The organism is Tardiphaga sp. 285_C5_N1_2 (genome assembly GCF_052076065.1).
Lineage (GTDB): Bacteria > Pseudomonadota > Alphaproteobacteria > Rhizobiales > Xanthobacteraceae > Tardiphaga > Tardiphaga robiniae.
On sequence record NZ_CP197241.1, the window covers coordinates 1,722,116 to 1,746,532 of the forward strand.

At 62.6% G+C, this 24,417-nt stretch carries 27 protein-coding genes; 14 read left to right on the forward strand and 13 right to left on the reverse strand.

The features are described from left to right. Positions 1-88: 88 nt before the first annotated feature. Positions 89-790, reverse strand: a complete 702-nt coding sequence (rpe, locus tag AB7951_RS08015; protein WP_093756461.1) for a ribulose-phosphate 3-epimerase — start codon at positions 788-790, stop codon at positions 89-91. 278 nt (positions 791-1,068) lie between these two features. Here rpe and AB7951_RS08020 point away from each other — a divergent pair, with 278 nt between their 5' ends. Beyond that, positions 1,069-1,818: an EF-hand domain-containing protein gene (locus AB7951_RS08020; RefSeq protein WP_120292890.1), complete on the forward strand. Its 750-nt coding sequence runs from the start codon at positions 1,069-1,071 to the stop codon at positions 1,816-1,818. On the opposite strand, the gene AB7951_RS08025 is transcribed toward AB7951_RS08020, so the two are convergent. Next, complete coding sequence (locus AB7951_RS08025; RefSeq protein ID WP_120292736.1) at positions 1,783-2,034, reverse strand: KTSC domain-containing protein; 252 nt, start codon at positions 2,032-2,034, stop codon at positions 1,783-1,785. The genes AB7951_RS08020 and AB7951_RS08025 overlap by 36 nt on opposite strands. Before the next feature lie 65 nt (positions 2,035-2,099). After that, positions 2,100-3,092: a P1 family peptidase gene (locus AB7951_RS08030; protein ID WP_120292734.1), complete on the reverse strand. Its 993-nt coding sequence runs from the start codon at positions 3,090-3,092 to the stop codon at positions 2,100-2,102. 138 nt (positions 3,093-3,230) lie between these two features. On the opposite strand from AB7951_RS08030, the gene AB7951_RS08035 reads away from it, so the two are divergent. Further along, positions 3,231-3,965, forward strand: coding sequence for a cytochrome c biogenesis protein CcdA (locus tag AB7951_RS08035; protein WP_120292732.1), 735 nt, complete (start codon positions 3,231-3,233; stop codon positions 3,963-3,965). Between the two features lie 264 nt (positions 3,966-4,229). Here the strand turns inward: AB7951_RS08035 and AB7951_RS08040 are convergent, their stop codons facing one another. From AB7951_RS08040 to AB7951_RS08065, 6 genes are all read right to left on the reverse strand, one after another. After that, entirely contained in the window at positions 4,230-5,345 is a 1,116-nt protein-coding gene (locus AB7951_RS08040) for a branched-chain amino acid ABC transporter substrate-binding protein (RefSeq protein ID WP_089265000.1), read from the reverse strand. A gap of 306 nt (positions 5,346-5,651) precedes the next feature. Continuing rightward, positions 5,652-6,761, reverse strand: a complete 1,110-nt coding sequence (locus AB7951_RS08045) for a branched-chain amino acid ABC transporter substrate-binding protein (RefSeq protein WP_120292730.1) — start codon at positions 6,759-6,761, stop codon at positions 5,652-5,654. Positions 6,762-6,900: 139 nt separating this feature from the next. Further along, complete coding sequence (locus AB7951_RS08050; RefSeq protein ID WP_120292728.1) at positions 6,901-7,623, reverse strand: ABC transporter ATP-binding protein; 723 nt, start codon at positions 7,621-7,623, stop codon at positions 6,901-6,903. Positions 7,624-7,634: 11 nt separating this feature from the next. Next, a complete protein-coding gene (locus AB7951_RS08055) occupies positions 7,635-8,465 on the reverse strand; it encodes an ABC transporter ATP-binding protein (RefSeq protein ID WP_089264997.1) in 831 nt (276 codons plus the stop codon). Next, the gene (gene livM, locus AB7951_RS08060; RefSeq protein WP_120292726.1) at positions 8,462-9,784 is read right to left on the reverse strand and encodes a high-affinity branched-chain amino acid ABC transporter permease LivM; all 1,323 of its coding nucleotides are present in this window, start codon (positions 9,782-9,784) and stop codon (positions 8,462-8,464) included. Before livM ends, AB7951_RS08055 begins: the two co-directional genes overlap by 4 nt. Positions 9,785-9,794: 10 nt before the next feature. Next, positions 9,795-10,712, reverse strand: a complete 918-nt coding sequence (locus AB7951_RS08065; RefSeq protein ID WP_089264995.1) for an ABC transporter permease subunit — start codon at positions 10,710-10,712, stop codon at positions 9,795-9,797. 318 nt (positions 10,713-11,030) lie between these two features. On the opposite strand from AB7951_RS08065, the gene AB7951_RS08070 reads away from it, so the two are divergent. Both AB7951_RS08070 and AB7951_RS08075 read left to right on the forward strand, forming a co-directional pair. Continuing rightward, a complete protein-coding gene (locus AB7951_RS08070; RefSeq protein ID WP_170849538.1) occupies positions 11,031-11,183 on the forward strand; it encodes a hypothetical protein in 153 nt (50 codons plus the stop codon). 237 nt (positions 11,184-11,420) lie between these two features. Then, positions 11,421-12,032 (forward strand): hypothetical protein, encoded by a 612-nt coding sequence (locus AB7951_RS08075; protein ID WP_199712130.1) that lies wholly within the window; start codon positions 11,421-11,423, stop codon positions 12,030-12,032. Positions 12,033-12,044: 12 nt separating this feature from the next. On the opposite strand, the gene AB7951_RS08080 is transcribed toward AB7951_RS08075, so the two are convergent. Genes AB7951_RS08080 through AB7951_RS08090 form a run of 3 tightly spaced genes read right to left on the reverse strand, consistent with a single transcriptional unit; the run spans position 12,045 to position 14,599 of the window. Further along, the gene (locus AB7951_RS08080; RefSeq protein WP_120292724.1) at positions 12,045-12,434 is read right to left on the reverse strand and encodes a carboxymuconolactone decarboxylase family protein; all 390 of its coding nucleotides are present in this window, start codon (positions 12,432-12,434) and stop codon (positions 12,045-12,047) included. Positions 12,435-12,447: 13 nt separating this feature from the next. Beyond that, entirely contained in the window at positions 12,448-13,227 is a 780-nt protein-coding gene (pcaD, locus tag AB7951_RS08085; protein WP_120292722.1) for a 3-oxoadipate enol-lactonase, read from the reverse strand. A gap of 22 nt (positions 13,228-13,249) precedes the next feature. Further along, entirely contained in the window at positions 13,250-14,599 is a 1,350-nt protein-coding gene (locus AB7951_RS08090) for a 3-carboxy-cis,cis-muconate cycloisomerase (RefSeq protein ID WP_120292720.1), read from the reverse strand. 211 nt (positions 14,600-14,810) lie between these two features. Here AB7951_RS08090 and AB7951_RS08095 point away from each other — a divergent pair, with 211 nt between their 5' ends. The 10 genes from AB7951_RS08095 to AB7951_RS08140 all read left to right on the forward strand — a co-directional run bounded on the left by AB7951_RS08095 (position 14,811) and on the right by AB7951_RS08140 (position 23,584). Beyond that, the gene (locus tag AB7951_RS08095) at positions 14,811-15,257 is read left to right on the forward strand and encodes an SRPBCC family protein (protein WP_089264991.1); all 447 of its coding nucleotides are present in this window, start codon (positions 14,811-14,813) and stop codon (positions 15,255-15,257) included. Between the two features lie 171 nt (positions 15,258-15,428). Beyond that, entirely contained in the window at positions 15,429-15,914 is a 486-nt protein-coding gene (locus AB7951_RS08100) for a (2Fe-2S)-binding protein (protein ID WP_089264990.1), read from the forward strand. Between the two features lie 46 nt (positions 15,915-15,960). After that, complete coding sequence (locus AB7951_RS08105; RefSeq protein WP_120292718.1) at positions 15,961-16,767, forward strand: FAD binding domain-containing protein; 807 nt, start codon at positions 15,961-15,963, stop codon at positions 16,765-16,767. A 38-nt stretch (positions 16,768-16,805) separates the two neighbouring features. Then, positions 16,806-17,714, forward strand: a complete 909-nt coding sequence (locus AB7951_RS08110; RefSeq protein WP_120292716.1) for an AAA family ATPase — start codon at positions 16,806-16,808, stop codon at positions 17,712-17,714. 190 nt (positions 17,715-17,904) lie between these two features. After that, the gene (locus tag AB7951_RS08115; RefSeq protein WP_120292714.1) at positions 17,905-19,071 is read left to right on the forward strand and encodes a vWA domain-containing protein; all 1,167 of its coding nucleotides are present in this window, start codon (positions 17,905-17,907) and stop codon (positions 19,069-19,071) included. A gap of 11 nt (positions 19,072-19,082) precedes the next feature. Beyond that, the gene (locus tag AB7951_RS08120) at positions 19,083-19,412 is read left to right on the forward strand and encodes an XdhC family protein (RefSeq protein ID WP_068736040.1); all 330 of its coding nucleotides are present in this window, start codon (positions 19,083-19,085) and stop codon (positions 19,410-19,412) included. After that, positions 19,409-20,125: an XdhC family protein gene (locus AB7951_RS08125; protein ID WP_120292711.1), complete on the forward strand. Its 717-nt coding sequence runs from the start codon at positions 19,409-19,411 to the stop codon at positions 20,123-20,125. The genes AB7951_RS08120 and AB7951_RS08125 overlap by 4 nt, the downstream gene beginning before the upstream one ends. Then, entirely contained in the window at positions 20,122-21,726 is a 1,605-nt protein-coding gene (locus AB7951_RS08130) for a molybdopterin-binding/glycosyltransferase family 2 protein (RefSeq protein WP_120292709.1), read from the forward strand. Before AB7951_RS08125 ends, AB7951_RS08130 begins: the two co-directional genes overlap by 4 nt. 155 nt (positions 21,727-21,881) lie before the next feature. Beyond that, positions 21,882-22,208, forward strand: a complete 327-nt coding sequence (locus tag AB7951_RS08135; protein WP_439062672.1) for a DUF4189 domain-containing protein — start codon at positions 21,882-21,884, stop codon at positions 22,206-22,208. 53 nt (positions 22,209-22,261) lie between these two features. Then, positions 22,262-23,584, forward strand: coding sequence for an adenylate/guanylate cyclase domain-containing protein (locus AB7951_RS08140; protein ID WP_120292705.1), 1,323 nt, complete (start codon positions 22,262-22,264; stop codon positions 23,582-23,584). An 8-nt stretch (positions 23,585-23,592) separates the two neighbouring features. On the opposite strand, the gene bcsS is transcribed toward AB7951_RS08140, so the two are convergent. Further along, positions 23,593-24,375, reverse strand: coding sequence for a cellulose biosynthesis protein BcsS (gene bcsS / locus AB7951_RS08145; RefSeq protein ID WP_439061767.1), 783 nt, complete (start codon positions 24,373-24,375; stop codon positions 23,593-23,595). Positions 24,376-24,417: the final 42 nt, after the last annotated feature.

Here is a 24,417-nt window from a genome sequence, read left to right on the forward strand (position 1 = left end):
CGTTTGAGGGGGACTGCTCACACCTCGGACGCGCAAGCGCCGCGAGACTGCGGAAGTGTGGCTGTTTGATATGTGAATCCGGAGAGAGCTACACCATCTCGCCGCGGGCATTCGCGGCCGCCGCGCGGATGCCGTCGATATTCGCCTTGTAGCTTTCCACCGTGCCGCCCTTGAATACGGCCGAGCCGGCAACGAAGGCATTGGCACCTGCTGCGGCGAGTTGTCCGGCGACTGCAGCGGACACGCCGCCATCGACTTCGATATCGATCGGACGGCCCGCGGTCATCGCGCGCAGGTCCGAGATCTTGCCGAGCGCGGACGGAATGAAGGCCTGGCCGCCGAAGCCGGGATTGACCGACATCACCAGCACGAGATCGACGAGATCGATCACATATTCGATGGCGGAGATTGGCGTGCCGGGATTGAGCGAGACGCCGGCCTTCTTGCCGAGATTGCGGATCGCCTGCAGCGAGCGATGCAGATGCGGGCCCGCCTCGGCGTGGACGGTGATGTGATCGCAGCCGGCCTTGGCGAAGGCTTCGAGATAGGGATCGCATGGCGCGATCATCAGATGCGCGTCGAAGATCTTTGTCGTGTGCGGGCGCATCGCCTTGATGACGTCGGGGCCGTAGGAAATGTTCGGCACGAAATGGCCGTCCATGACGTCGAGATGCATCCAGTCGGCGCCGGCGGTATCCACGGCGCGGACCTCTTCGCCAAGCCTCGCGAAATCAGCCGCCAGGATGGACGGGGCGATCACCAGCGGGCGGGGCGTGAAGCTCTGGGACATCGGGTTTCCTGAACGTTTTTGGGCGGCGGCGAATGGACCGCCTCGCGTAACATGGGGCCGGGGGACGGGCAACGCGGCAGCCACGGCCGCGCCATCGACGCGCTGCAGCAGGATAGTCCCGGCACATTCTGCCGCAAGGGCACGATTTGCCGGGAAACGCGCGCGGCCCGTGCGACCAAGGCCGTTGTTTTATCGAACTTTTTTCGCTGGCATGGGGCTTGCTCCGTACTCCCCAGGGAATTCACGCCGCACGCTGCGGCATGATCAGGAATTTGACGATGCTGCCAGCCCTTGCTGCTGCCACTACCGCGATCGATGCGCTGCAGGCACTCACCAGGTCGAAGTCGAAGGCCGCGACCACCACGACCGGTGTCACCCAGAAGACCGCCAGCCCGTTCGATGTCGCCAGCACGTCGACGGCGGCGAGCGCCACGTCATCGACGGCAACCTCCGCCACCAGCAGCACGAACAGTTCCTACAAGCTGGCCCCGGGCACCATGAGCACGCTGCTCGATGCCCAGAGCCAGCCCGCGACGGCGGCCTCTGAGGCGAAACGAGCCGACTCGCTGAAAAAACTGATGGGGATGCTCGACAGCGACGGCAGCGGCGGCATCAGCAAGGCGGAGTTCGAGAAGAAGCTCGGCGCCGGCGGCACCAACACGGCCAATGCCGACAAGGTATTCGCCGAACTCGACAAGAACGGTGACGGCTCGGTCAATATCGATGAACTGAGCCCGGCGCTGAATGGCGGCAAGGCACATCACGCCGGCGGCGGCGGTATGGGCGGTGGATCTGGTGGTGGCTCTGACACTGCTGGTTCGACCACAACGACCACGGTAAATGCTGATGGCAGCACCACGACGTCTATCGCATATGCGGACGGATCGACGGTGAGTTCGACCACGGCCGTCCCCACGTCGTCCACGTCATCAACCGCAAGCTCGTCCTATAACGCGATCGAGAAGATGATCGCGCGTCAGGCGCAGCAGATCTCAAATGCGAAGTCGACGTTGGCGATCAGCGCCTGATCTGCGCTCTGATCCCGAACGCGGCAGTTCGCGATAGGCGAAGCGATCACGAATACGGTGATTGAAGAACGCGCCGCGTGACGCGGCGCTGCCGAAGGCCGCGTGAACTTCCGGCGGCACCTGCGCATAAGCATACCGGCGGCCGCTGGTGAAGGTGATGCGTAGTTCGCGGCTCACCGGATCATAAGTGACATGTCGAATCGCAGTCGACGGCATCGCAATCCTCCGAATGTCTCTTGGGTAGAAACGATTACCGGAGCGATTGGTTGCGCAGCGATGACCTAGTTCCGGTCGCGAAACGCCGGAAGCGCGCCCGGAAACGGCAGTGCTGTCGCTTCATACACGCCGCGCGCGATGGCGCGGGCGATCACATTACCCGCGACCATGCCGAGCTCCGTCAAACCTACCAGCGGATCGATCGGCTTCTCGCCCGTCGCGGCCGCAAACACGATGTCGCCATCGAGCGGCGCATGCACCGGATAGATCGCGCGCGCGAATCCGGTCTGCGCCATCATGGCGAGACGCCGTGCCTGCGCCTTGGTCAGGATCGCATCGGTAACAACGACGGCGAGTGTCGTGTTCTCGATCGAGGTTGCCGCCGGTCCGCCCTTGATACGCATCGCCAGCATCTCGGGCTTCAACTTGTTCGGCATGCCGTGTCCGCCGAACTCATTGCCGACTTCGAATGGGGCTGCCCAGAAGTGCGGGCCATCACCGATTGTGACACTCCCGACTGCATTGACTGCAGCGAGTGCGGCGACGTGCACGCCCGATGGCGTGACGGCGGAGGCCGAGCCGAGGCCGCCTTTGTAGTTGACCGTCGTGGCGCCCAGCCCCGCGCCGACGCTGCCGAGCTTGAAGTCATCGCTGGCGGCTGCCGCGGCGGCATAGCCGAGATCGCGATAGGGCGGAAAGCGGCCCCAGGCCTTGTCGCCGCCATTGAGCAGGTCGAACAGGATCGCGCCCGGCACGATGGGGATGACGGCATTGCCGATCTGGTAGCCGCGGCCCTGTTCGGCGAGCCAGGCCTGCACGCCGCCGCCGGCTTCGAGCCCGAAAGCAGAGCCGCCGGCCAGCGCGAGGCCGTGGATGGCGTCCACGGTGTTCACAGGATCGAGCAGGGCGCTTTCGCGCGTGCCCGGTCCGCCGCCGCGGATGTCCACGGAGGCCACGGCTGGCCTGTCGAACAGGATGGCGGTGACGCCGGAGGCCAGTTGGGCGTCGTCCGCGTGGCCGACGCGTACGCCGGCGATATCGGTGAGCAGGTTCTTCATGGCGGTTCCTTCTTGGCCCGACCAGACCGCAGCAAGGCTGCCCGGTCAACCGATCACGCGTGATCACAACAGCCGGAAGTGGCGGGCATTTGATCCATCCCGCTTGCATCCCGTCATGTCAGCAGTGCATCTAGCCGCATGATCTCCGATGTCACGATCCCCGCCGCATTGATTGCCGGCATTGTCTCATTCCTGTCGCCCTGCGTGCTGCCGCTGGTGCCGCCCTATCTCATCTATCTCACGGGCGCGACCATCGAGCACGTCGCCAATGACGAGCAGGAAGCGACCTCCAGGCGCGCGGTGATGATCTCGGCGGCCGTGTTCGTGCTGGGCTTCTCCACGGTGTTCGTGGCGCTCGGCGCCAGCGCCAGCCTTGTCGGCAGCGTGGTCCGCTCCTATGCGGCGGAGCTGTCAATCGTTGCCGGCATCCTGATCATCCTGATGGGCCTGCATTTCCTCGGCCTGACGCGCATCGGGCTGCTGATGCGCGAGGGACGCCTGAGCATGCCCAGGCCGGTTGGCCTGTGGGGCGCCTATGTGATGGGTCTGGCTTTTGCGTTTGGCTGGACGCCGTGCATCGGACCTATCCTTGCGGCGATCCTGTCGGTGGCGGCGGCGGAAGCAACGGTGACCAAGGGCGCAGGGCTGCTCGCGGTCTATTCCCTCGGCCTCGGCATCCCGTTCCTGATCGCGGCCTTCATGGTCGAGCAATTCTCCAGCATGTTCGCGCGCATGAAGAAGCATCTCGTCCATGTCGAGCGCGCCATGGGCGTGTTGATGGTGATCACCGGTATCGCGTTTCTCACCGGCGCCGTGTCGAATGCCAGCATCTGGCTGCTTGAGACGTTTCCCGCGCTGCAGAATTTCGGGTGAGGGGCTCCCTCTTAACCTCGCCCCGCACTTGCGGGGAGAGGTCGGCGCGCAGCGCCGGGTGAGGGGTCTCACGCTGGAGATGACATAACCGATATCTATCGGGTCGGCAGATCAACAAAGTTAGCAACCCGCCCGGACAATATTCGATCCGATAGTCCGAGATGGGGCAGGTGCATACCATGCCCCTCACCCGGTCAGCTTCGCCGCCCGACCTCTCCCCGCAAAGAGCGGGAAGAGGTTAAGGGAAGCGCTCGCGGCGCCGACTCAGGTTCCCTTCGCGTCGATCTGGGTGTAGTTGCCCTTGGCGTCCCACTTATAGACGACATAGTCGATCGCCTTGATGTCGCCCTTGGCGTCAAACGCCATCTTGCCGAGCACGGTGTCCCATTCGCCGGCCTTGATCACGTCCATCACCTTCTTGGTGTCGGTGGAGCCGGCCTTGGCAACGGCCTGCGACCAGACCTGGAACGCTGCATAGGTGTAGAGCGTGTAGCCTTCGGGATCGATATTCTTGGCCTTGAACTTCTCGACGATCGCCTTCGCGGTCGGCTTGTTGCGCGGATCGGGGCCGAAGGTGAACAGCGTGCCTTCTGCCGCGGGGCCGGTGATGGAGGCGAATTCCTTGTCGTTCATGGCGTCGCCGGCCATCAATATGGTCTTGAGGCCCTGGTCGCGCATCTGGCGCAGGATCAGACCGGCTTCCTGATGATAGCCGCCGACATAAACCAGATCGATATTGTCGCGCTTCAGACGCGACACGATCGAGTTGAAGTCCTTGTCGCCCTTGTTGTAGCTCTCGAACATCTTTTCGGTGAAGCCGGCCTTGTTGAGTGCCTTCTTGGTCTCGTCGGCGAGACCCTTGCCGTAAGTGGTCTTGTCGTTGAGGATCGCGACGTTCTTGCCCTTGAAGTTCTTGGCAATGTAGTCGGCGGCAACGAGGCCCTGCTGGTCGTCACGGCCGCAGACGCGCAGCACATTGGCGAGCTTGCGTTCGGTGAACAGCGGATTAGTCGAAGCCGGCGTGATCTGCAGCACGTTGCCGTCGGCATAGGCTTCGGACGCCGGGATCGACGACGACGAGCAGAAATGGCCGGCGACGAACGGCACCTTGGAGCTTGCGAACTTCTCGGCGATCGAGCGCGCCTGTTTGGGATCGCAGGCATCATCGCCGACCTGCAGCGCCAGCTTCTTGCCGAGCACGCCGCCAGCGGCATTGAGATCAGCCACAGCCTGATCGGCGCCGTTCTTCATCTGGCGGCCGAAGGCCGATTCGCCGCCCGTCATCGGGCCAGCGACCGCGACGTTGATGTCCTGTGCAAAAGCTGCGGTTGAGAGCAGCGACGCGGCAAAGGCCAGGCCGATTACATTCAATGGTTTCATGGGGATGATCCTCGCAAAGAGTTTTCGGCCACAAACGCAATCCGGCCGCCCGAACGATAGGATCATTCTCAACTTATTTTGATGCCGAGTCATCGGCAATTTTCGGCCGCAAACAGCCCGCCTGTGAGTCCGGCTGCGGCAGGTCGTCGCAATAGCTTTCGCCGTGCGAGCCCGCTCCGGCGGATCAAAAAAGATGCCGAAGCCGCCCTGGTGTGGCAGTCGCCTCACATTGGCTCAGGCATCGACATCATGACGTGAGGCGAGCCGCACCTCTCCTACGCGCGGAGAAGTGCGGCTCTACAAGGGTTACTGCTTCAGTTCGGCGTAGTCGCCCTTGGCATCCCACTTGTAGACGACATAGTCGATGGCCTTGATGTCGCCCTTGGCGTCGAAGGCCAGCTTGCCGAGTACAGTGTCCCATTCGCCGGCCTTGATCGTGTCCATCACCTTCCTGGTGTCTGTGGTGCCGGCCTTGGCGACGGCCTGCGACCAGACCTGGAACGCCGCATAGGTGTAGAGCGTGTAGCCCTCGGGATCGATGTTCTTGGCCTTGAAGCGGTCGACGATCGCCTTGGCGGTCGGCTTGTTGCGCGGGTCGGGGCCGAAGGTGAACAGCGTGCCTTCAGCAGCCGGGCCGGTGATTGAGGCGAACTCCTTGTCGTTGATAGCGTCGCCCGCCATCAGCACCGTCTTGAGGCCCTGGTCGCGCATCTGGCGCACGATGAGGCCGGCTTCCTGGTGATAGCCGCCCACGTAAACCAGATCGATATTGTCGCGCTTCAGGCGCGAGACGATAGCATTAAAATCCTTGTCACCCTTGTTGTAGCTCTCGAACATCTTCTCGGTGACGCCGGCTTTGTTCAGCGCCTTCCTGGTCTCGTCGGCGAGGCCTTTTCCATAGGTCGTCTTGTCGTTCAGGATCGCGATATTCTTGCCCTTGTAGTTCTTGGCAATGTACTCGCCGGCGACAAAACCCTGCTGGTCGTCGCGGCCGCAGACGCGTAGCACATTGGCGAGCTTGCGTTCGGTGAACAGCGGATTGGTCGAGCCCGGCGAGATCTGCAGCACATTGCCGTCGGCATAGGCTTCGGATGCCGGGATCGACGACGACGAACAATAGTGACCGGCGACGAACGGAATGCGCGCGCTGGCGAATTTCTCGGCGATCGAGCGCGCCTGCTTGGGATCGCAGGCGTCATCGCCGACCTGCAGCGCCAGCTTCTTGTTCAGCAGGCCGCCGGCGGCGTTGATATCGGCGACGGCGAGTTCGGCGCCATTCTTGAACTGGCGGCCGAAGGCAGATTCGCTGCCGGTCATCGATGATGCGACGGCGACAGGAATATCCTGTGCCAGTGCAACGGACGCCAGCGCAATCGAAGCACCCGCCGTCAGGCCGATGAGTTTGATGAATTTCATAGGAAGTCCCCGTGTTCCGTTCGAATGCAGACAAACGCGACGCCGTGACGGAATCGCGATTGGCGCATCATTCTACCTTCAGAATAGTGTCGATTGTTTGCATCGCGCTGCGCGTCATTTGATGAAGGATATCGATCCGTCAGCCGTGCCGGCCGCCCTCGAGATAGGCCGAGCGGATCTCCGGGGCTTTCAGTAATTCGCTGCCGGTGCCCGACAGGGTGATCAACCCGTTGACCATGACATAGCCGCGATGGGCCAGACGCAGCGCGTGATTGGCGTTCTGTTCGACGATCAGCACGGTCAGGCCGTCCTGCTTGTTGAGCACGCGGATCGCATCGAAAATCTGCTTGGCGATCAGCGGTGCCAGACCCAGCGATGGCTCGTCGAGCAGCAGCAGGCGCGGGCGGCTCATCAGTGCGCGGCCGATGGCCAGCATCTGCTGCTCGCCGCCGGACAGCGTGCCGCCGCGCTGGGTCATGCGCTCCTTGAGCCGCGGAAACAGCGCCAACACCTTGTCGAGGCTTTCAGCGCGTTCGGCAGGACTGCTCTCATTGACGTCGGCGCCCATCTGCAGATTTTCCGCCACGCTCATACGCGGGAAAATCCGGCGGCCTTCGGGTGATTGCGCGATGCGCATGCGCGCGATCTCGTGGGTCGGTAGGTCGGTGATGTCCGTCCCGTCATAGGTGATCACGCCCGAGCGCGCCCGCGGCTTGCCGAAGATCGTCATCATCAGTGTCGACTTGCCGGCGCCGTTGGCACCGATCAGTGCGACGATCTCGCCGTGCTTGATATCGAGATCGACACCTTTCAGCGCTTCGATCTTGCCATAGGATGCGTGCAGGCCGGCGATGGCGAGCATGGGGGCAGCGCTCACGTCTCGCCCTCCATCACTGCAATGGCTTCCTCTTCATCCGCGCCGAGATAGGCGGCGATGACTTTGGGATTATCGCGAATTTGCTGAGGCGTGCCGTCGGCGATCTTCACGCCGTAATCGAGCACGTTGATATGGTCGGAGATCTGCATCACGACGGACATGTCATGCTCGATGAGCAGGATCGATGTGCCATGTTCGGCGCGGATCTTGAGCAATAGCTCGTTGAGCGCGGCGCTCTCCCGCGCATTGAGGCCGGCGGCGGGTTCGTCGAGGCAGAGCAGTGCGGGTTCGGTACACATCGCACGCGCGATTTCGAGGCGGCGCTGGTCCCCATAAGGCAGGTTGCCGGCGGCATCGTCAGCGCGCTCCAGCAGGCCGATCTGATCGAGCCAGTAGCGCGCGAGGTCGATCGCAGCCTTCTCGGCGGCGCGATAGCTGGGCACGCCGAACAGGCCGAGAAGAGTGAAGCCAGAAGCGCGCATCAGCGTATTGTGCTGCGCTACCATCAGGTTTTCCAGTGCGGTCATGCCGGGAAACAGCCTGATATTCTGGAAGGTGCGCGCGACTTTGGCGATCTTCGAGATGCGGAAGTCGTTCAGCCGCTCCAGCCGCCATTCACCGTCGCTGTGGCGCAGCTTGATGGTGCCGGATGTGGGCTTGTAGAAGCCCGTGATGCAATTGAAGACGGTGGTCTTGCCGGCACCGTTGGGGCCGATCAGCGCTGTGATCTTGCCACGCTCGGCGGTGAAGGAGAGATCGTTGACGGCGACGATGCCACCGAAGCGCATCGTCAGATTTTCAACGCTGAGAATGTCGTTGATATTCATCCGTGCCCCTCTTTGACGAGGTCAGACGAGATCACCGTGTTGCGTTCGAGAAAGACGGTGGGCGCGCGGTGGCCGATCAGGCCGCGCGGGCGCCAGATCATCAGCAGCACCATGGCGCCGCCGAATACCAGCATGCGGAATTGCTCAAGTCCTCTGAACAGTTCGAAGCCGCCGATCATCGCGAGGGCTGCGAGCGCCACGCCGAGTTGTGAGCCCATGCCGCCGAGCACGACGATGGCCAGCACCAGTGCCGACTCGTGGAAAGTGAAGGATTCCGGGCTGATGAAACCCTGACGGGTCGCAAAGAACGCGCCGGCAAAGCCGCCGAACATCGCACCGGTGGCGAAGGCGGTGAGTTTGGTCGTCGTCGTATTGATGCCGAGCGCGCGGCAGGCGACTTCGTCTTCGCGCAGCGCCTCCCAGGCCCGGCCAATGGGTAGGCGGCGCAGGCGGATGGTGACCCAGTTGGTGAGCAGTGCGAGCGCGAGGATCAGATAGAACAGGAAGACGATGCGGTGGGTCGGCGAGAACTCGATGCCAAGGCGGTCAGCGAGGCCGCCATCGCCCGGCGTCAGCGGAATGCCGAACATGGTTGGACGCGGAATGCCGGAGATGCCGTTGGGACCACCGGTGAGAGTCTGCCAGTTGATGATGACGAGGCGGATGATCTCGCCAAAGGCCAGTGTAACGATGGCGAGGTAGTCGCCGCGCAGCCGCAGGACTGGAAAGCCGAGCAGCACACCGAAGAACGCCGCGAGGATACCGGCGAGTGGCAGGCAGATCCAGAACGACAGGCCGAAATTGGTGGCCAGCAGCGCGTAGGAATAGGCGCCGACGGCATAGAAGGCGACATAGCCGAGATCGAGAAGACCGGCGAGGCCGACAACCACATTGAGGCCCCAGCCGAGCATCACGTAAGTCAGCACGAGAATGCCGAGATCGAGGATGTAGCGCTCGTCGTAGAAGATCACCGGGACGAGGAAGGTGAAGATCAACAGCGCCGGCACCAGTGCACGGCCGGCGAAGGAGAATGCCTTGGCCGCCGATGGCGGCACGACACGCACGGTGTCCACCGGTCCCCACCAGTGTCGCAGCAACTCCATCACGATACTGCCGCCGAACACCACGGCGACCATGGCGGCGAGATCGCCGAAGCGGGTCCACCAGGTCAGTTGTCCGTCGGAGCCGGCCTCGGTGCGGATGCCGATCATCAGCGAGAACAGCACCAGCGCGACCAGTGCGGAGATCACGGCCTTCTTCAGGATGAATGCGGCGTCCGGCCCGCGGGCAGTCTTAGCTTGTGATGCGTTTGCTGCCACTTGGATCCCGTCAGACTTTTTCGACTTCGGGACGGCCGAGCAGGCCGGTCGGCAGGAAGATCAGCACCACGATCAGAATCGAAAAGGCGGCGACATCTTTGTATTCGGTGGAGAAGTAGGCGGCCCACAATGTCTCGATCAGGCCGATCAGCAAGCCGCCGAGCATGGCACCAGGTAGCGAGCCGATGCCGCCGAGCACGGCGGCCGTGAAGGCCTTGATGCCGGCGACGAAGCCCATGAAGAAATCCACGAGGCCGTAATAGAGCAGGTACATCATGCCCGCGACCGCAGCCAAGGCTGCGCCGATCACGAAGGTCATGGAGATGGTGCGGTCCACATCGACGCCGAGCAGCGAGGCCATGGTCTGGTCCTGCTCGCAGGCGCGCATGTCGCGGCCGAGGCGCGTGCGCGCGACCAGCCAGGTGAACAGCGCCAGCAGCACGATGGTGGTGATGACGACGATGATCTGGATGTTGGACAAGCGTACGGCGAAACCGTCGGCGCCTTCATGCAGTGTGTAGCCGCCGGTGATGATCGGTGGCACCGGCTTGACGCGGGCGCCCTGTGCGACCTGCGAGAAATTGGTCAGCACAAAAGACATGCCGATCGCTGACAGCATCGGCGCTAGGCGGAAGGAATGGCGCAGGGGACGGTAGGCGATGCGCTCGATGGTCCAGCCATAGAGCGAGGTGATGGCCATCGAGACCAGGAGCACCAGCAGCAGGATCACCGGCACCGCGGTAAGGCCGATCGACACCAGGATGAGAAAAGTGATCAGCGCGATGAAGCCGCCGATCATGAAGATATCGCCATGGGCGAAATTGATCATGCCGACGATGCCGTAGACCATCGTGTAGCCGATCGCGATCAGGCCATAGATGGAGCCGAGCACGAGACCGTTGATCAGTTGCTGGGCGAAATAATCCATGCGCTGCCGAATTCGAGTGAGGCGCCACCATGATCCGGCAGCCGGATCATTGCGTCGTTGTATCGTTTTCTAACAGCGGCCATTGGAGGCGGCAACAGGGGCTGGTGCGGCTAAAGTAGCCTGTACATGCTGTTTTTCGCGGCGATTGGCGTCCGTTCGCTTGCGCCGCAGCGCACACAAATCCGCGCCTTATTTGCGGCTGTTCCGGTGTCACAGTTGCGCCGCGCAACGGCCTTGCAATCATCACGCGGGAACCGAAACGAAGATCGGGGCTGCACGTTGTCGGGCGTTGAATGGTTCAACACAGGAGATTGAAGAATGTCCAATCAGAACCAGCAAAAGCCCGGTCAGCAGAAGCCAGGCCAGCAGAGCCAGAACCCCGGGCAGCAGGGCCAGAAGCCCGGTCAGCAGCAGGGCGGTGGAATGAAGCCCGACCACGAGCAGGACCCGGGCCGGCAGGGCCAGAGATAGGCCGTCAGGCAGACATCAATCGAGATTTGGGTCGTTCTCAGCGACCCATGTGGAAGGCCCCGCCGAAAGGCGGGGCTTTTCGTTTGGCAAGTCCTGATCGTATTCCCCCGCCGTTATCCCGGCAATTTTCGAATTAAGGTTACCAATTGGTTTACATTGTCCGTCTGATTGAACGGGCGTTACGTCGGCGCAGGCGTGCGACTCCTGCGAGTCGCCGGCAGAGCGGTGGACGACGTGATGGATCAGAGCAGCGCAGACCAGACCGGAGCCCATCAGGGTGGAACTCTCCAGGCTGGCACGTTTCAGACCGGTACGTTTCAGACTTGGCGGATCAGCACGTTCACGGGCGCGCTGATCGCCTGCTATTTCATCCCGACCTGGACGATCTTCGCGTTCCGCATCATGGTCTCGCCGATCCAGGGCTTCTATGAGCGGCCCAATATTTCGCTGGCGCTGTTTCTCAGCGACTACATGCAATTTTCCAGCATGGGCACGGTGCGCTATGCGTGGCTGCTCGCCGTCGGCAAGCTGACGGTGGTGGCTTTCTTCACGGTATTCCTGGTGTTCATCACACGCCCGAAAATCCGCAAGACGGGCGGCTGCGACGAGGCGTTGATGATGGCGCTTGGTATCGGTGGCGTGATCTCGTTCGCCAGTATGATGATGGCATCGAAGGTCGGCGAGATCGCCGCGATGCGGCTGCACATCACAGAATTGCTGTTGCTGCTGGGCACAGCTGTGTTGATGGCGATCGAGCCGCCGCTGCGTCGCGCGGCGGCGCAGGAGCTTGATCCCGGGCAGCCGGGCAAGGCAGCCAACGACGCGGAGCTTTTACAGAAGGTTGCCTAAATAAAAGGTCGCCTAAATGGCCAGCCCGAGCTCTTTGATGATCGCGCCGGCTTCCTTGGTAGCGTGATTGGCCGCCGGGACGCCGCAATAGATCGCCTGCTGCAGCAGGATCTCCTTGATGTCGTCAGGTGTGAAGCCGCCTTCGGTGAGGGCGGCGCGCACATGCATGCGGAATTCGTCCCACTGGCCGAGCGCGAGCATGGTGCCGATCACCAATACGCGGCGCGTGCGGTCATCGAAATGCGGCCGCGTCCAAATCTCGCCCCAGGCGTAGCGGCTGATCAGGTCGAGAAAATCCGCATTGAATGCGTTCTTGCCGGCGGCCGATTTGTCGACCCAGGCATTGCCGAGAACCTTGCGGCGTTTTGCGGTGCCTTCGGCGGCGCGCTGTTGCTCGTCCATCTTAGGTCTCCGTTCAGCGCTGCGTCAGGAAGCCAACGACGGCGTCAGTGAAAGCGTAGGGCTGTTCGACGTTCGAGATGTGTGCGGCGTCCAACAGCGTCATGCTCGCGCCGGGGATGTTGCTGCGGATCAGTTCACCAGCCGCAACCGGTGTTGCGTTGTCCTGACGGCCGGCGATCACCAGCGCTGGGCTTTTGATCTTGGGCAGCAGCGCGCGCTGATCGAGCGTGCTCAGTGCCTCGCAGGCGGCGAGATAACCTTCGACCGGCGAGGCGATCAGCATCGCCTTCATCTTCGCGGTGGTCTCTGGCTCGCGCTCGCGGAAGTCGGCGGTGAGCCAGCCGCCGATGACGGCATCGGCCACCGCTTTGAGGCCACCCTCGCGCACCGCCTTGATGCGGTTGTGCCAGTTGGTCGGATCCGGATAGTAGCAGCTGGTGTTGGCCAGGATGATCTTGTTGAAACGCTCAGGCGCGTTGGCGCCTAACCACTGGCCGACCATGCCGCCCATCGACAACCCGCACCAATGCACCTTATCGATGTTGAGGTCGTCGAGGATCGCCAGCACGTCCTTGCCGTAGCGTTCCATCGAGGTCGGGCCGTTCATGCCGGACTTACCGTGGCCGCGCCGATCGTAGCGGATCACACGAAACAGCTTTGTCAGCGCCGGCATCTGCGGCTCCCACATCGCCATGGTGCAGCCGAGTGAATTCGACATCATCAGCGTCGGCCCGCTGTCGCGGCCCTCCACGGAGACATTCAGCAGGCAGCCGTCGGCATCGATCATGGGCATGGTGTGTCTCCCGAGTTTCTTCTTAACGGAGTGAGGCGAGCTGGCGGTCGATCAGGGCCTGCGAGACACCCTGATAATCCATCGGCTCGAACAGTTTGGCGATCGCGGCAGCGCTGAGCTGCGCGCTGACCTTGGGATCGGCCGTGAGAATATCGCGCAGATGTTTCTTCTCGGCGACGGCGCGCTTGGTGGCGGCCTCGACCAGATGATGGGCGTCGCTCTTGCCGAGCTTTTCGGCGAGCGCAAAGGTCACGGCTTCGGCCATGATGAGGCCGTGGGTTTCATCGAGATTGAGTCGCATCCGCTCAACGTCGACCTCGAGCCCTTCGGCGATATCGACGATGGCGGCAAGGGCGCCCGATGTCACCAGCAGCAGCGTCGGCAGCGTCGGCCATTCGGCGTGCCACGGTCCGGCACTGCGTTCGTGATCCTGGATCTGCGCGGCAAAGATCGTTGCAGCGAGATTCGGTGCCATGGTCGCGGCGCCAAGCGCGGAGGCTGATGCCACGGGATTGCGTTTGTGCGGCATGGTGGAGGAGCCGCCGCGGCCTTCGCCAGAGGGCTCGAACGCTTCGCCGACATCGGTCTGCATCATCAGCGAGACGTCGCGGGCAATCTTGCCGCAGGAGCCGGACAGGATCGCCAGCACCGAAGCAACTTCGGCAATACGATCACGATGGGTGTGCCATGGCGCATCGGGCAGCGGCAGCTGCAATTCCTTGGCGAGTTGCTCTGCAACGACGAGGCCCTTGTCGTCGAGCGCAGCCAGCGTGCCGGCGGCGCCGCCGAATTGCAGTGCGAGGCCTTCGGTGCGCAATCGTTTCAGCCGCAGGCGCGAACGGTGCAGCGCCGAAGCATATTGGGCGAGCTTCAGCCCGAATGGCATCGGCAGCGCGTGCTGCAGCCATGTGCGGGCGACCACGGCGGTGTTGCGATGTTTGACCGCAAGGGCTGCAAAGCCGGCAATGGCGCGGTCGAGATCCGCGAGCAGGGCGTCAATGGCGGCGCGCAGGCCGAGCATGGTTGCGCTGTCGATGACGTCCTGACTGGTGGCGCCCCAATGCACGTAACGCGCGGCCTCGGCATCGGCCTTCGCCACTTTGGCAGTGAGCGTCTTGACCAGCGGGATGGCGAGATTGCCGGAACGCGTAGCGGCATCGGCGAGTGCAGCGAGATCGAACTGGTCGGCTTTGCAGGCGGCCTCGATGGCCGCCACCGCGCTGGCGGGAATCACCCCGACTGCGGCCTCGGCCCGCGCCAGTGCGGCTTCGAAGTCCAGCATATGCTGCAAATGGGCGGTATCATCGCAAACCGCACGCATCGCGGGGCTCGACAACAAGGGTGCCAGCAGAGGGGACAGGGATGTGCTCATCTGTGCGGGACCCTAACCATTCCGGGCAGAGTCTGCCAATCCCCCGCAATCTTCTTGCCGCCGTCGCCTGTTGCACTGCGAATAGGCATCGCCCCATCTCGCCGGACGGTCTTTCCTTTGCGCCGTCCGTGCATTACTTGGGATTGAGGGTTCAATCCCTTGGGGATGACAGCCTCAATTCCGGACGGCGACAAATTCAGGAGACAGACCCATGGCCATGACGATGAGCGGTGAAGTCCAGCTTGCCGCGCCCCGCGAAGTGGTATGGGGAAAGCTCAACGACCCCGCAGTGCTGAAGGCCTGCATCCCGGGCTGCGAAGAGCTCGAGACCACAGAGGAGGGCGGCTTCCGCGCCACGGCCAAGATCAAGGTCGGCCCGGTCTCGGCCCGCTTCAAGGGCAAGGTCACGCTGAGCGATCTCGATCCGCCCAACGGCTACAAGATCACCGGTGAAGGCGAGGGCGGCGTGGCCGGCTTTGCCAAGGGCGGCGCTGTCGTCGGCCTGACCGACAAGGATGGTGGCACGCTGTTGACCTACAATGTGGAAGCCCAGATCGGTGGCAAGCTGGCCCAGCTCGGTCAGCGCCTGATCAACGGTTCGGCCAAGAAGATCGCCGACGAGTTCTTCGCGAACTTCGCCAAGGCTGTTCAGGGCTAAGGCCCGGAGCGTCTGATAGCGGCGATCAAGTGTGCTTGATACCGCAGAAAAACACACCAGAGACCGTCCCGACTTGAGGTTGCTCATTGCCGGGATGGGCCATATTATGCATTTGGAATGATTTTAATGACCGTGTCGCCACGCAATGGGACGCGGACCAAGAGAGTGCATATGGCCAAAATCTCGATGATCGTGAACGGCAATCCCGTCACCGGCAATATCGATCCGCGCACATTGCTGGTGCAGTTTCTACGTGAGAATCTGCGGCTCACCGGCACCCATGTGGGTTGCGACACGTCGCAATGCGGTGCCTGCGTTGTGCATCTCGACGGCAAGGCCGTGAAGTCCTGCACCACGCTCGCTGTCATGGCCGACGGTCACGAGGTGAAGACCATCGAAGGTCTCGCAGCCGATGGCGCGCCGCTGCATCCGATGCAGGAAGCGTTTCGCGAGCATCATGGCCTGCAGTGCGGCTTCTGCACTCCAGGCATGATCATGACCGCGGTGGACCTCGTGCATCGCAAGGGACATGATCTCAGCGATCACCTGATCCGCGAAGAACTCGAAGGCAATCTCTGTCGCTGCACCGGTTATCAGAACATCGTGGCGTCGATCGCAGCCGGCGCCAAGGCGATGGCGAAGTCCGATCTCGCATAACGACGCACAACGATAATCGCGCACCGCGAATCAGGGATCCCCACCCATGTACGAATTCAAATATCATCGTCCGTCGACCGTGCGGCAGGCCGCGAATCTCCTCATCAAGAACGAGGACGCCAAGCTGATCGCCGGCGGTCATACGCTGGTGCCGGTCATGAAGCAGCGTTTGGCGGCGCCGCCGCATATCATCGATCTCTCGCATATCGAGGGTGTCGACGGCATCGAGATGAAGGGCCGCTCGCTGGTGATCGGCGCGCTCGCCAAGCATGCCGCTGTCGCGTCATCGCCGATCGTTGGCGAAGCCATTCCGGCACTGGCCGAACTCGCGGGCCTGATCGGCGATCCCGCTGTGCGCCACAAGGGCACTATTGGCGGTTCGCTCGCCAACAACGATCCCACCGCCGACTATCCAGCGGCTGTGATGGCGCTTGGCGCCACCATCACCACCAACAAGCGCAAGCTGAAGCCGGAAGAGTTCTTCCAGGGCTTGTTCACGACCGCGCTGGAGGCCGACGAGATCATTACCAAGGTCTCCTTCCCCGTGCCGAAGAAGGCCGCCTATATCAAGTTCCGCAACCAGGCCTCGCGCTACGCGCTGGTCGGGGTGTTCGTGGCGCGTCTGCCCTCGGGCGTGCGCGTCACCGTCACCGGTGCGGGCTCGGATGGTGTGTTCCGCGTCGAGGAGTTCGAGGCTGCATTGCAGAAGCGGTTCTCGCCAAAGGCGCTGGACGGGCTTACGGTGCCGGCCGAAGGCCTCAACAGCGATCTCCATGGCAGCGCCGAATATCGGGCGCATCTGATCGGCGTGCTGGCCAAGCGTGCGGTCGAAGCTGCCAACAACCGGGCCTGATATTTGTCAGGTCCGCACTTTCCCGGATTGGTTCTCTCATGACTAAGCCATCGGCGCTCCCCACCTCCGTCGATGGCATGCTGGAATTGCTGACATCGCGCGGCTATCTCGCCGAGCGTTCGCTGGCGACAGTTACCTATCTGGCATTGAAGATGGGCCGGCCGCTGTTTCTCGAAGGCGAGGCCGGCGTCGGCAAGACCGAGATCGCCAAGGTGCTGTCGGCCGCGCTTGGCCGCAAGCTGATCCGGCTGCAGTGCTACGAAGGCCTCGACGTCTCCTCCGCGGTCTATGAGTGGAACAGCGCCTCGCAGATGATCGCGATCCGGTTGGCGGAAGCCGCTGGCGATACCGACCGCGATCAGCTCTCCAGCGACATCTTCGCCGAGCGTTACCTGATCAAGCGCCCGCTCTTGCAGGCGCTCGAGCCAGATGTGAATGGTGCGCCTGTCTTGCTGATCGACGAACTCGATCGCGCCGACGAGGCATTTGAGGCCTATCTCCTCGAGATCCTCAGCGACTTCCAGGTGACGATTCCCGAACTGGGTACCGTGAAGGCGCCGGCGCCACCGATTGTCATCGTCACGTCGAACCGCACCCGCGAAATCCACGATGCGTTGAAGCGGCGCTGTCTGTATCACTGGGTGGACTATCCCAACGCCGAGCGCGAACTCGCCATCGTCAAGTCGCGCGTGCCGGGCATCTCAGCGAAGCTGTCGCAGCAGGTGGTGAAGTTCGTGCAGGCGCTGCGCGACCAGGATTTCTACAAATCGCCCGGCGTCGCCGAAACACTGGACTGGGCGACCGCGCTGACCGAACTCGACGCCCGCTCGCTGACGCCGCAGGTGGTGGGCGATACGCTGGGCGCGCTGTTGAAGTATCAGGACGATATCCAGCGCATGCAGGGCGATGCGCTGGCGAAGGTGATCAAGGAAGCGACGAGCGATTAACACTCGTCATTCCGGGGCGCGGGCGGCGATAGCCGAACGCGAACCCGGAATCCCGAAGTAGTTGAACACATCGAGGTTCCCCACCACTCCAATTGGAGTGGCTGAGGTTCGGTCGCGCAAGTGGCGCGCCCGCCCCGGAACGACGGAGTTAGGTTTGCCCATCGACCATCTCAACCCACCGACTGGCCAGATGGCAGATAATGTCATCGGCTTTGCGCGTGCGCTCCGCGCCGCCGGCCTGCCGGTTGGGCCGGGTGCGGTGATCGATGCGCTGAATGCCTTGCAGATGATCGAGATCGGCAAGCGCGCTGATGTATTTACGACGTTGGAAGCGATCTTCGTTAAGCGCCACGAGCACGCGCTGGTGTTCGCCCAGGCCTTCGATCTGTTCTTCCGTGCGGCCGACGAATGGAAGCAGATGCTGGATTCGGTGCCGCTGCCCGACGATGCCAAGCGCAAGCCGCCGCCGGCCTCGCGCCGCGTACAGGAGGCGATGGCGCAACCGGCGCAGGGCCAAGAGCGCGAGGCACCGCAGGAGCAGGAAATCAGGCTGTCGGTCTCCGACCGCGAGGTTTTGCAGAAGAAGGATTTTGCACAGATGAGCGCAGCAGAGATCGCCGAGGTCACGCGCGCTATCGCCAATATGCGGCTGCCGCAAGCTGAATTGCGCACGCGCCGCACCCAGCCGGACAAGCACGGCGCGCGGCTCGATCTGCGGCGCACGCTGCGCGGCAGCTTGCGTACGGGCGGCGACATTATCGATATCCGCAGACTAGGCCTGATCGATAAGCCGGCGCCGATTGTCGCATTGCTCGATATCTCCGGCTCGATGAGTGAATATACCCGGCTGTTCCTGCACTTCCTTCATGCCATTACGGACGCCCGCAAGCGCGTCTCGGTTTTTCTGTTTGGCACAAGGCTGACCAATGTGACGCGGGCGCTGCGGTCGCGCGATCCCGACGAGGCGCTGGCCTCGTGCTCGGCCTCGGTGGAAGACTGGGCCGGCGGCACGCGCATTTCCGCGTCGCTGCACAACTTCAACAAGCTCTGGGGACGCCGCGTACTCGGCCAGGGCGCCATCGTGCTGCTAATTTCCGACGGTTTGGAGCGGGAGGCGGATTCCCAACTGGCCTTCGAGATGGACCGGCTGCATCGCTCCTGCCGGCGGCTGATCTGGCTCAACCCGCTATTGCGCTTCGACGGCTTCGAGCCGAAAGCGCAGGGCATCAAAATGATGCTCCCGCACGTTGACGAATTCCGCCCGGTGCATAATTTGAGTTCGATCGACGGACTGATTAAGGCGCTGTCATCGGCGCCCCCGGTCCATCACCGCAGCCTGATCCGGCCCGCAGCTTAAGAGAGGCTTCCATGCTCAATCGCGATGAAGACATCCTGCAGGCCGCGGAAGCGTGGCAGAAGGCCGGACACGGCGTGGCGCTGGCCACCGTGGTTGAGACCTGGGGTTCGGCGCCGCGTCCCGCAGGCTCGAATCTCGTCATCAATGACGACGGCACCTTCTTGGGCTCGGTCTCCGGCGGTTGCGTCGAAGGCGCCGTGGTCACCGAGGCGCTCGATGTGATTGCGAGTGGCGAGCCCAAATTGCTCGAATTCGGCGTGGCTGACGAGACCGCGTGGAATGTCGGCCTGTCCTGCGGCGGCACCATCCGCGTGTTCGTCGAGAAGGTGGGCCAGTCGTGAAAGCCGAGACACTTGCCACTCTGAACGCCGAGCGCGCCGCCCGGCGTCCTGTCATTTTGATCACCGATATATCCGATGGAACACAACGCCTGGTGAAGGCCGCCGATTTCGGCGCTGATCCCCTGCATGCGGAGCTGGAGAAGCAGCTCCGCATGGGCAAGAGCGCGATGGTCGAGGTGGACGGCAAGAAGCAGTTTCTCAACGTCTATGCGCCGACCGCGCGGCTCGTGATCATCGGCGCTGTCCATATCAGCCAGGCTTTGGCGCCGCTGGCGCGGTCGCTGGATTACGATGTGACGGTGGTCGATCCGCGCACGGCTTTTGCCAGTCCCGAGCGTTTTCCGGACGTGAAGCTGATCGCTGAATGGCCCGAAGAGGCGCTGCCGGGCCTCAACATCGATCACTACACAGCCTTCGTCGCCGTGACCCACGATCCGAAGATCGACGATCCCGCGCTGCTGCACGCGTTCGAGAAGAACTGCTTCTATATCGGCGCGCTCGGCTCGCGGAAAACCCACGCGAAGCGCGGCGACCGGCTGAAGGCACAGGGTGTCAGCGAGGCTGACTTCGCGCGGATCAAGGCGCCGATCGGTCTCAATATCGGTGCTGTTTCGCCATCGGAGATCGCGGTCTCGATCATGGCCGAGATCACCGCCGAATTGCGCATGCCCAAGACGATACCCGCGGAATTGTCCAAAGTGAGCAACCCATGAAGTTCGGTCCCGCCAGTCCGGCGGATGCACTTGGCGGCGTGACCGTCCATACGCTGCGTCAGGGTTCGCTCGTTCTCAAGAAGGGCACCACTATCGGTCCCGATGAAGTCGCCGCGCTGACCGGCGCCGGCGTCAAGGACGTGGTCGTCGTACGTCTCGAAGAGGGCGACGTGTCCGAGGACGTCGCAGCCGCCAGCATCGCGCAGGCAGTGGCGGGCGAGGGCGTCAATGTTGAGCGCGCCTTCACGGGCCGCGCCAATCTGTTTGCGGGGGCGCCGGGCGTGCTGGTCGTCGATCGCGCCATCGTCGATCGCATCAATGCGGTCGATGAAGCGATCACCTTTGCAACGCTGGCGGCCTACAAGCCGGTGGTCGAAGGCGAGATGATCGCGACCGTCAAGCTGATCCCGTTCGGCGTCGCCGGTACGCTGCGCGACGCGGCCGTCCAGGCTGCCTCGGGCGGCGCAATGAGAATCGCGGCTTACACGGTCAAGAAAGTCGGCATCGTCTCGACGCTGTTGCCGGGGCTGTCGCCGAAGGTGATCGACAAGACGCTGCGTGTGACCGAAGAGCGCCTTGCGCCTGCTGGTGCGAAGATCATCGCCGAGCGCCGCGTGCCGCACGACGAGAAAGTGCTGGCGAAAACAATCAAGGAATTGCTCGGGCTCGGCGCCGAGCTAGTGATCGTGTTCGGCGCCTCGGCCATTGCCGACCGCCGTGACGTCATTCCGTCGGCGATCGAGCAAATCGGCGGCGCCATCGAGCATTTCGGCATGCCGGTCGATCCCGGCAATCTGCTGCTGATCGGCAGGGCCGGCAACGTGCCGGTGCTCGGCGCGCCGGGCTGTGCGCGCTCCCCAGTCGAGAACGGCTTCGATTGGGTGTTGATGCGGCTGCTGGCCGGCCTCAAGGTCACGCGTTCGGATCTCACAGGCATGGGCGTCGGCGGTTTGCTGATGGAAATCGTCACCCGACCACAGCCGCGCGTGCCCGTCGGCAGCGATAGCAACAGCAACGTCGCCGCTGTCATTTTGGCCGCCGGCCGTTCGACCCGGATGGGCGGGCCGAACAAACTGCTCGCCGAACTCAATGGCAAGGCATTGGTCCGGATCGTCGCCGAACAGGCGATCGCATCGAAAGCGTCGAGCGTAACGGTCGTGACAGGTCATCAGGCCCCAGAGGTCGAGAAGGCGCTGGCCGGACTCAAAGTCACGTTTGTCTACAACCCTGATTTTGCTGATGGCTTGGCCAGTTCGGTGAAAGCCGGCATCGCGGCAGTCCCGGCCGATGCCAATGGAGCTGCGGTTTGTCTTGGCGACATGCCGCTGATCGATGCCCAGTTGATCGACCGCCTGATCGAGGCCTTCGCGCCGGATCGCGGCAACCTCATCGTTGTCCCTGTGAGCGACGGCCGCCGCGGTAATCCCGTGTTGTGGTCTCGGCGCTTCTTCAATGAGTTGATGACGCTGGACGGCGATATCGGTGCCCGGCACCTGATCATGAAGCACGCCGAAGCCGTGGCCGACGTGGCGGTCGAAGGTCACGGCGCCTTCCTCGATATCGATACACCGCAGGCGCTGGAAGACGCGCGGAGCGGCTAACACATGGCGCATGCGGCGGGCCGCCGCATTGCACTTTCGTTCACCAAGTTGAAACGCCCTTCCTTTAGCGTCTGCCTCGATCGACCTCGGGGGAGGGGAAATTGTCACTGTTTGTTGCCGCGCGTCGTCGCGCGATTCTCGCCGTTGCCTTGTTGATGAGCGTCGGTGCCATGGACGTGGCTTCGGCCGCTGGTGCCCTCGCCGTGGGCAAGTGCGGTGCCTATGGCCAGGCCTTCGACTATCCGGCGCAGAGGGCGGCGCTGGCGGCCGCTAAAAAGCAGTGCAAGGGCGAATGCACGACCGTAACGATGAACCGTGCCTGTGCAGCCTTCGCCGTGGATATGAAGAATCCTTGCGGCGCACACGGCTATGCCGTGGCGCCCCGTATTTCGAGTTCGCTGAATCAGGCGACCAAGAAATGCTATGACTACGGCGGTAAGGAATGTGTCATCCGCGCCTGGGCCTGCGACGCCAAGGGCTAGAGCTCCCCGACAAATATCTCGTTCAATGCGCCTGCGGCAGCTAGACTGCTGCAATGATTCAATTTTTCCGGACACTTCTGAAGTCTGCCGCCGACGCCGATCCGTCCGTTCGCGAATTTCGCAAGGCGCTGAGCCGCGAGATGCTGTTGACCGAACGGTTGCGGGTCAAGACGGTCATTGGCACCGTGGTGATCGTGACGCTGTCGCTGTCCATCGCCTATCTGCTGGCGCCGTCGAGCTTCGCGCGCATATCCAATGGCCAGTTCGATCTTAAATCGTCTTTTATGATCACGGGCCCGCTGCTGCTGTTCGAATTCTTCGTTCTTTACAAGATCAATCAGCGCATCGCCGCAGGGCAGGATATTGCGCAGGGGCGGCGCTATCTGAGCGCACTCATCGAGACCAGCATTCCAACGGCTGCACTGCATCTCCATATGGGCTGGATGGGGCCGGCGGCGGCGTTGGCATTTGCGGCGCCTTTGTCCTATTTCATCTTCATCATTCTATCCACGCTTCGGCTCGATTTCTGGCTGTCGACGTTTACCGGCTTTGTCGCGGCCGCCCAGATGCTTGCGCTGGCCATGCTGTATCATCCGGTGCAATTCGCCTCGGAACCGGCACCGGATTTTGCGTTTCAGCTTATCCGCAGCGCCATGGTCCTGCTCTGCGGTATTCTTGCAGGCGCCGTCGGCTTGCAACTCCGTCGCCAGTTCGAGGCGAGCATCGCGGCAACTTCGGCGCGCGATCGTGTCACCAATCTGTTCGGTCAGCATGTCTCGCCGCAGGTTGTGGAGCAGTTGCTGGCGTCGGGAACGAGCTCTACGACCGAGATGCGTCAGGTCGCGGTGATGTTCGTCGATATCCGTAACTTTACCGCAGCGACCCGTGTGCATTCGCCCCGCGAGGTGGTGGATCGGCTCGACGAGACCTTTGCTCTATTGGTCGACGTGCTGGATCGACATTCCGGGATCGTGAACAAGTTTCTCGGTGACGGATTTCTCGCGCTGTTCGGAGCGCCCATTGAGGATCCGAATGCGGCGCATGGCGCCGTGCAGGCGGCACGCGAGATGCTCATAGCTGTCGAGAAAAGCAATCAGAACAGCGAATGGCCCCTGCGCATCGGCATAGGGCTTCATATTGGGGCCGTGATTGCCGGCAACGTTGGCTCCCCGCGCCGCAAGGAATACACCGTCATCGGCGATACCGTGAACTTCGCGGCTCGGCTTGAGGCGCTCAACAAACAGTTCGGCTCACAATTACTGATCTCTGCCTCCGTACGTGATGCCTTGGGCGACACTTGCAGCGACGCGGAGCTGCTCGGTGATGTGCCGATCCGCGGCTATGACCTGCCGCAGGCTATCTGGCGCTTGGGCTGAGTGCTGCGTCAGTTCTCGAAGAATGGCGCGCGGGGCGGTCGCATGACCATGCCGAAGCGCGCATAGACTCCCTGGCGCTCGAAATTGTCCCGCACATGTCCCGCGGCGAATGACCATTCGTAAGGACCGGTGCGCAAGCCAGTAAGATGCCCGCCGATCCGGGTCTGTTGGCTGAAATAGTCGTTCGACAGTGCGGCCTCCGGGCCGATCCAGAACAAATCGAACAGGCGCCAGCCGGCTGCAATGCGCGTGGTATAGCCAGTATCGATGGTCGTGCCTGAGATGGCATATTGCAGCATCAGCTCGCGTGTCGGCTCCCACCAGACGTCCATCGTGCCCCGCGCGCCGAGCATCGCGCGAAGCCGAGAGCGGCGCTGATCGTGGTAGAAATAGTCGGCTTCCATATCGAGGCCAGCCAATAGCTGAACTTCCAGATTGCCGGTTCGGATGAGGTAGCCCGGCAGGATCGCCGCGCGGCTGATCTGGGTGTAGTCGGAGCGCGTGCCTGTCGTGTAGCGTTCGAGGTTTTCCGACAGAAAGAAACGCAGGATGAAGCCATCCTTGTTCAGGCCGGCGGGGGCCCATTGCAGGCCGCCATAGGCGCCGAGGCTCCAATGCGACGCATCGACACCGCCGAAATACATCAGACGGTCCGGCATGCCCCCGGAGAGAAAATCGAAGGCGCGCCGTTTTCTGATACGCGTGTCGAACAGGGACGACCAGAAGCTCGATGAGCCGGATGCCGGCTCGATCGTGGCGTCGATCTCACCGATATCCTGAGCCGAGGCCATGCCGCAGGAATATGCGGCCGCCGCAACGCATAAAGCGCGTAA

Excerpts from the sequence above, each read along its gene's own strand:
- rpe (WP_093756461.1), bottom strand. The coding sequence starts at position 790 with ATGTCCCAGAGCTTCACGCCCCGCCCGCTGGTGATCGCCCCGTCCATC.
- AB7951_RS08020 (WP_120292890.1), top strand. The coding sequence starts at position 1,069 with ATGCTGCCAGCCCTTGCTGCTGCCACTACCGCGATCGATGCGCTGCAG.
- AB7951_RS08025 (WP_120292736.1), bottom strand. The coding sequence starts at position 2,034 with ATGCCGTCGACTGCGATTCGACATGTCACTTATGATCCGGTGAGCCGC.
- AB7951_RS08030 (WP_120292734.1), bottom strand. The coding sequence starts at position 3,092 with ATGAAGAACCTGCTCACCGATATCGCCGGCGTACGCGTCGGCCACGCG.
- AB7951_RS08035 (WP_120292732.1), top strand. The coding sequence starts at position 3,231 with ATGATCTCCGATGTCACGATCCCCGCCGCATTGATTGCCGGCATTGTC.
- AB7951_RS08040 (WP_089265000.1), bottom strand. The coding sequence starts at position 5,345 with ATGAAACCATTGAATGTAATCGGCCTGGCCTTTGCCGCGTCGCTGCTC.
- AB7951_RS08045 (WP_120292730.1), bottom strand. The coding sequence starts at position 6,761 with ATGAAATTCATCAAACTCATCGGCCTGACGGCGGGTGCTTCGATTGCG.
- AB7951_RS08050 (WP_120292728.1), bottom strand. The coding sequence starts at position 7,623 with ATGCTCGCCATCGCCGGCCTGCACGCATCCTATGGCAAGATCGAAGCG.
- AB7951_RS08055 (WP_089264997.1), bottom strand. The coding sequence starts at position 8,465 with ATGAATATCAACGACATTCTCAGCGTTGAAAATCTGACGATGCGCTTC.
- AB7951_RS08065 (WP_089264995.1), bottom strand. The coding sequence starts at position 10,712 with ATGGATTATTTCGCCCAGCAACTGATCAACGGTCTCGTGCTCGGCTCC.
- AB7951_RS08070 (WP_170849538.1), top strand. The coding sequence starts at position 11,031 with ATGTCCAATCAGAACCAGCAAAAGCCCGGTCAGCAGAAGCCAGGCCAG.
- AB7951_RS08075 (WP_199712130.1), top strand. The coding sequence starts at position 11,421 with ATGGATCAGAGCAGCGCAGACCAGACCGGAGCCCATCAGGGTGGAACT.
- AB7951_RS08080 (WP_120292724.1), bottom strand. The coding sequence starts at position 12,434 with ATGGACGAGCAACAGCGCGCCGCCGAAGGCACCGCAAAACGCCGCAAG.
- pcaD (WP_120292722.1), bottom strand. The coding sequence starts at position 13,227 with ATGCCCATGATCGATGCCGACGGCTGCCTGCTGAATGTCTCCGTGGAG.
- AB7951_RS08090 (WP_120292720.1), bottom strand. The coding sequence starts at position 14,599 with ATGAGCACATCCCTGTCCCCTCTGCTGGCACCCTTGTTGTCGAGCCCC.
- AB7951_RS08095 (WP_089264991.1), top strand. The coding sequence starts at position 14,811 with ATGGCCATGACGATGAGCGGTGAAGTCCAGCTTGCCGCGCCCCGCGAA.
- AB7951_RS08100 (WP_089264990.1), top strand. The coding sequence starts at position 15,429 with ATGGCCAAAATCTCGATGATCGTGAACGGCAATCCCGTCACCGGCAAT.
- AB7951_RS08105 (WP_120292718.1), top strand. The coding sequence starts at position 15,961 with ATGTACGAATTCAAATATCATCGTCCGTCGACCGTGCGGCAGGCCGCG.
- AB7951_RS08110 (WP_120292716.1), top strand. The coding sequence starts at position 16,806 with ATGACTAAGCCATCGGCGCTCCCCACCTCCGTCGATGGCATGCTGGAA.
- AB7951_RS08115 (WP_120292714.1), top strand. The coding sequence starts at position 17,905 with ATGGCAGATAATGTCATCGGCTTTGCGCGTGCGCTCCGCGCCGCCGGC.
- AB7951_RS08120 (WP_068736040.1), top strand. The coding sequence starts at position 19,083 with ATGCTCAATCGCGATGAAGACATCCTGCAGGCCGCGGAAGCGTGGCAG.
- AB7951_RS08130 (WP_120292709.1), top strand. The coding sequence starts at position 20,122 with ATGAAGTTCGGTCCCGCCAGTCCGGCGGATGCACTTGGCGGCGTGACC.
- AB7951_RS08135 (WP_439062672.1), top strand. The coding sequence starts at position 21,882 with ATGAGCGTCGGTGCCATGGACGTGGCTTCGGCCGCTGGTGCCCTCGCC.
- AB7951_RS08140 (WP_120292705.1), top strand. The coding sequence starts at position 22,262 with ATGATTCAATTTTTCCGGACACTTCTGAAGTCTGCCGCCGACGCCGAT.
- bcsS (WP_439061767.1), bottom strand. The coding sequence starts at position 24,375 with ATGGCCTCGGCTCAGGATATCGGTGAGATCGACGCCACGATCGAGCCG.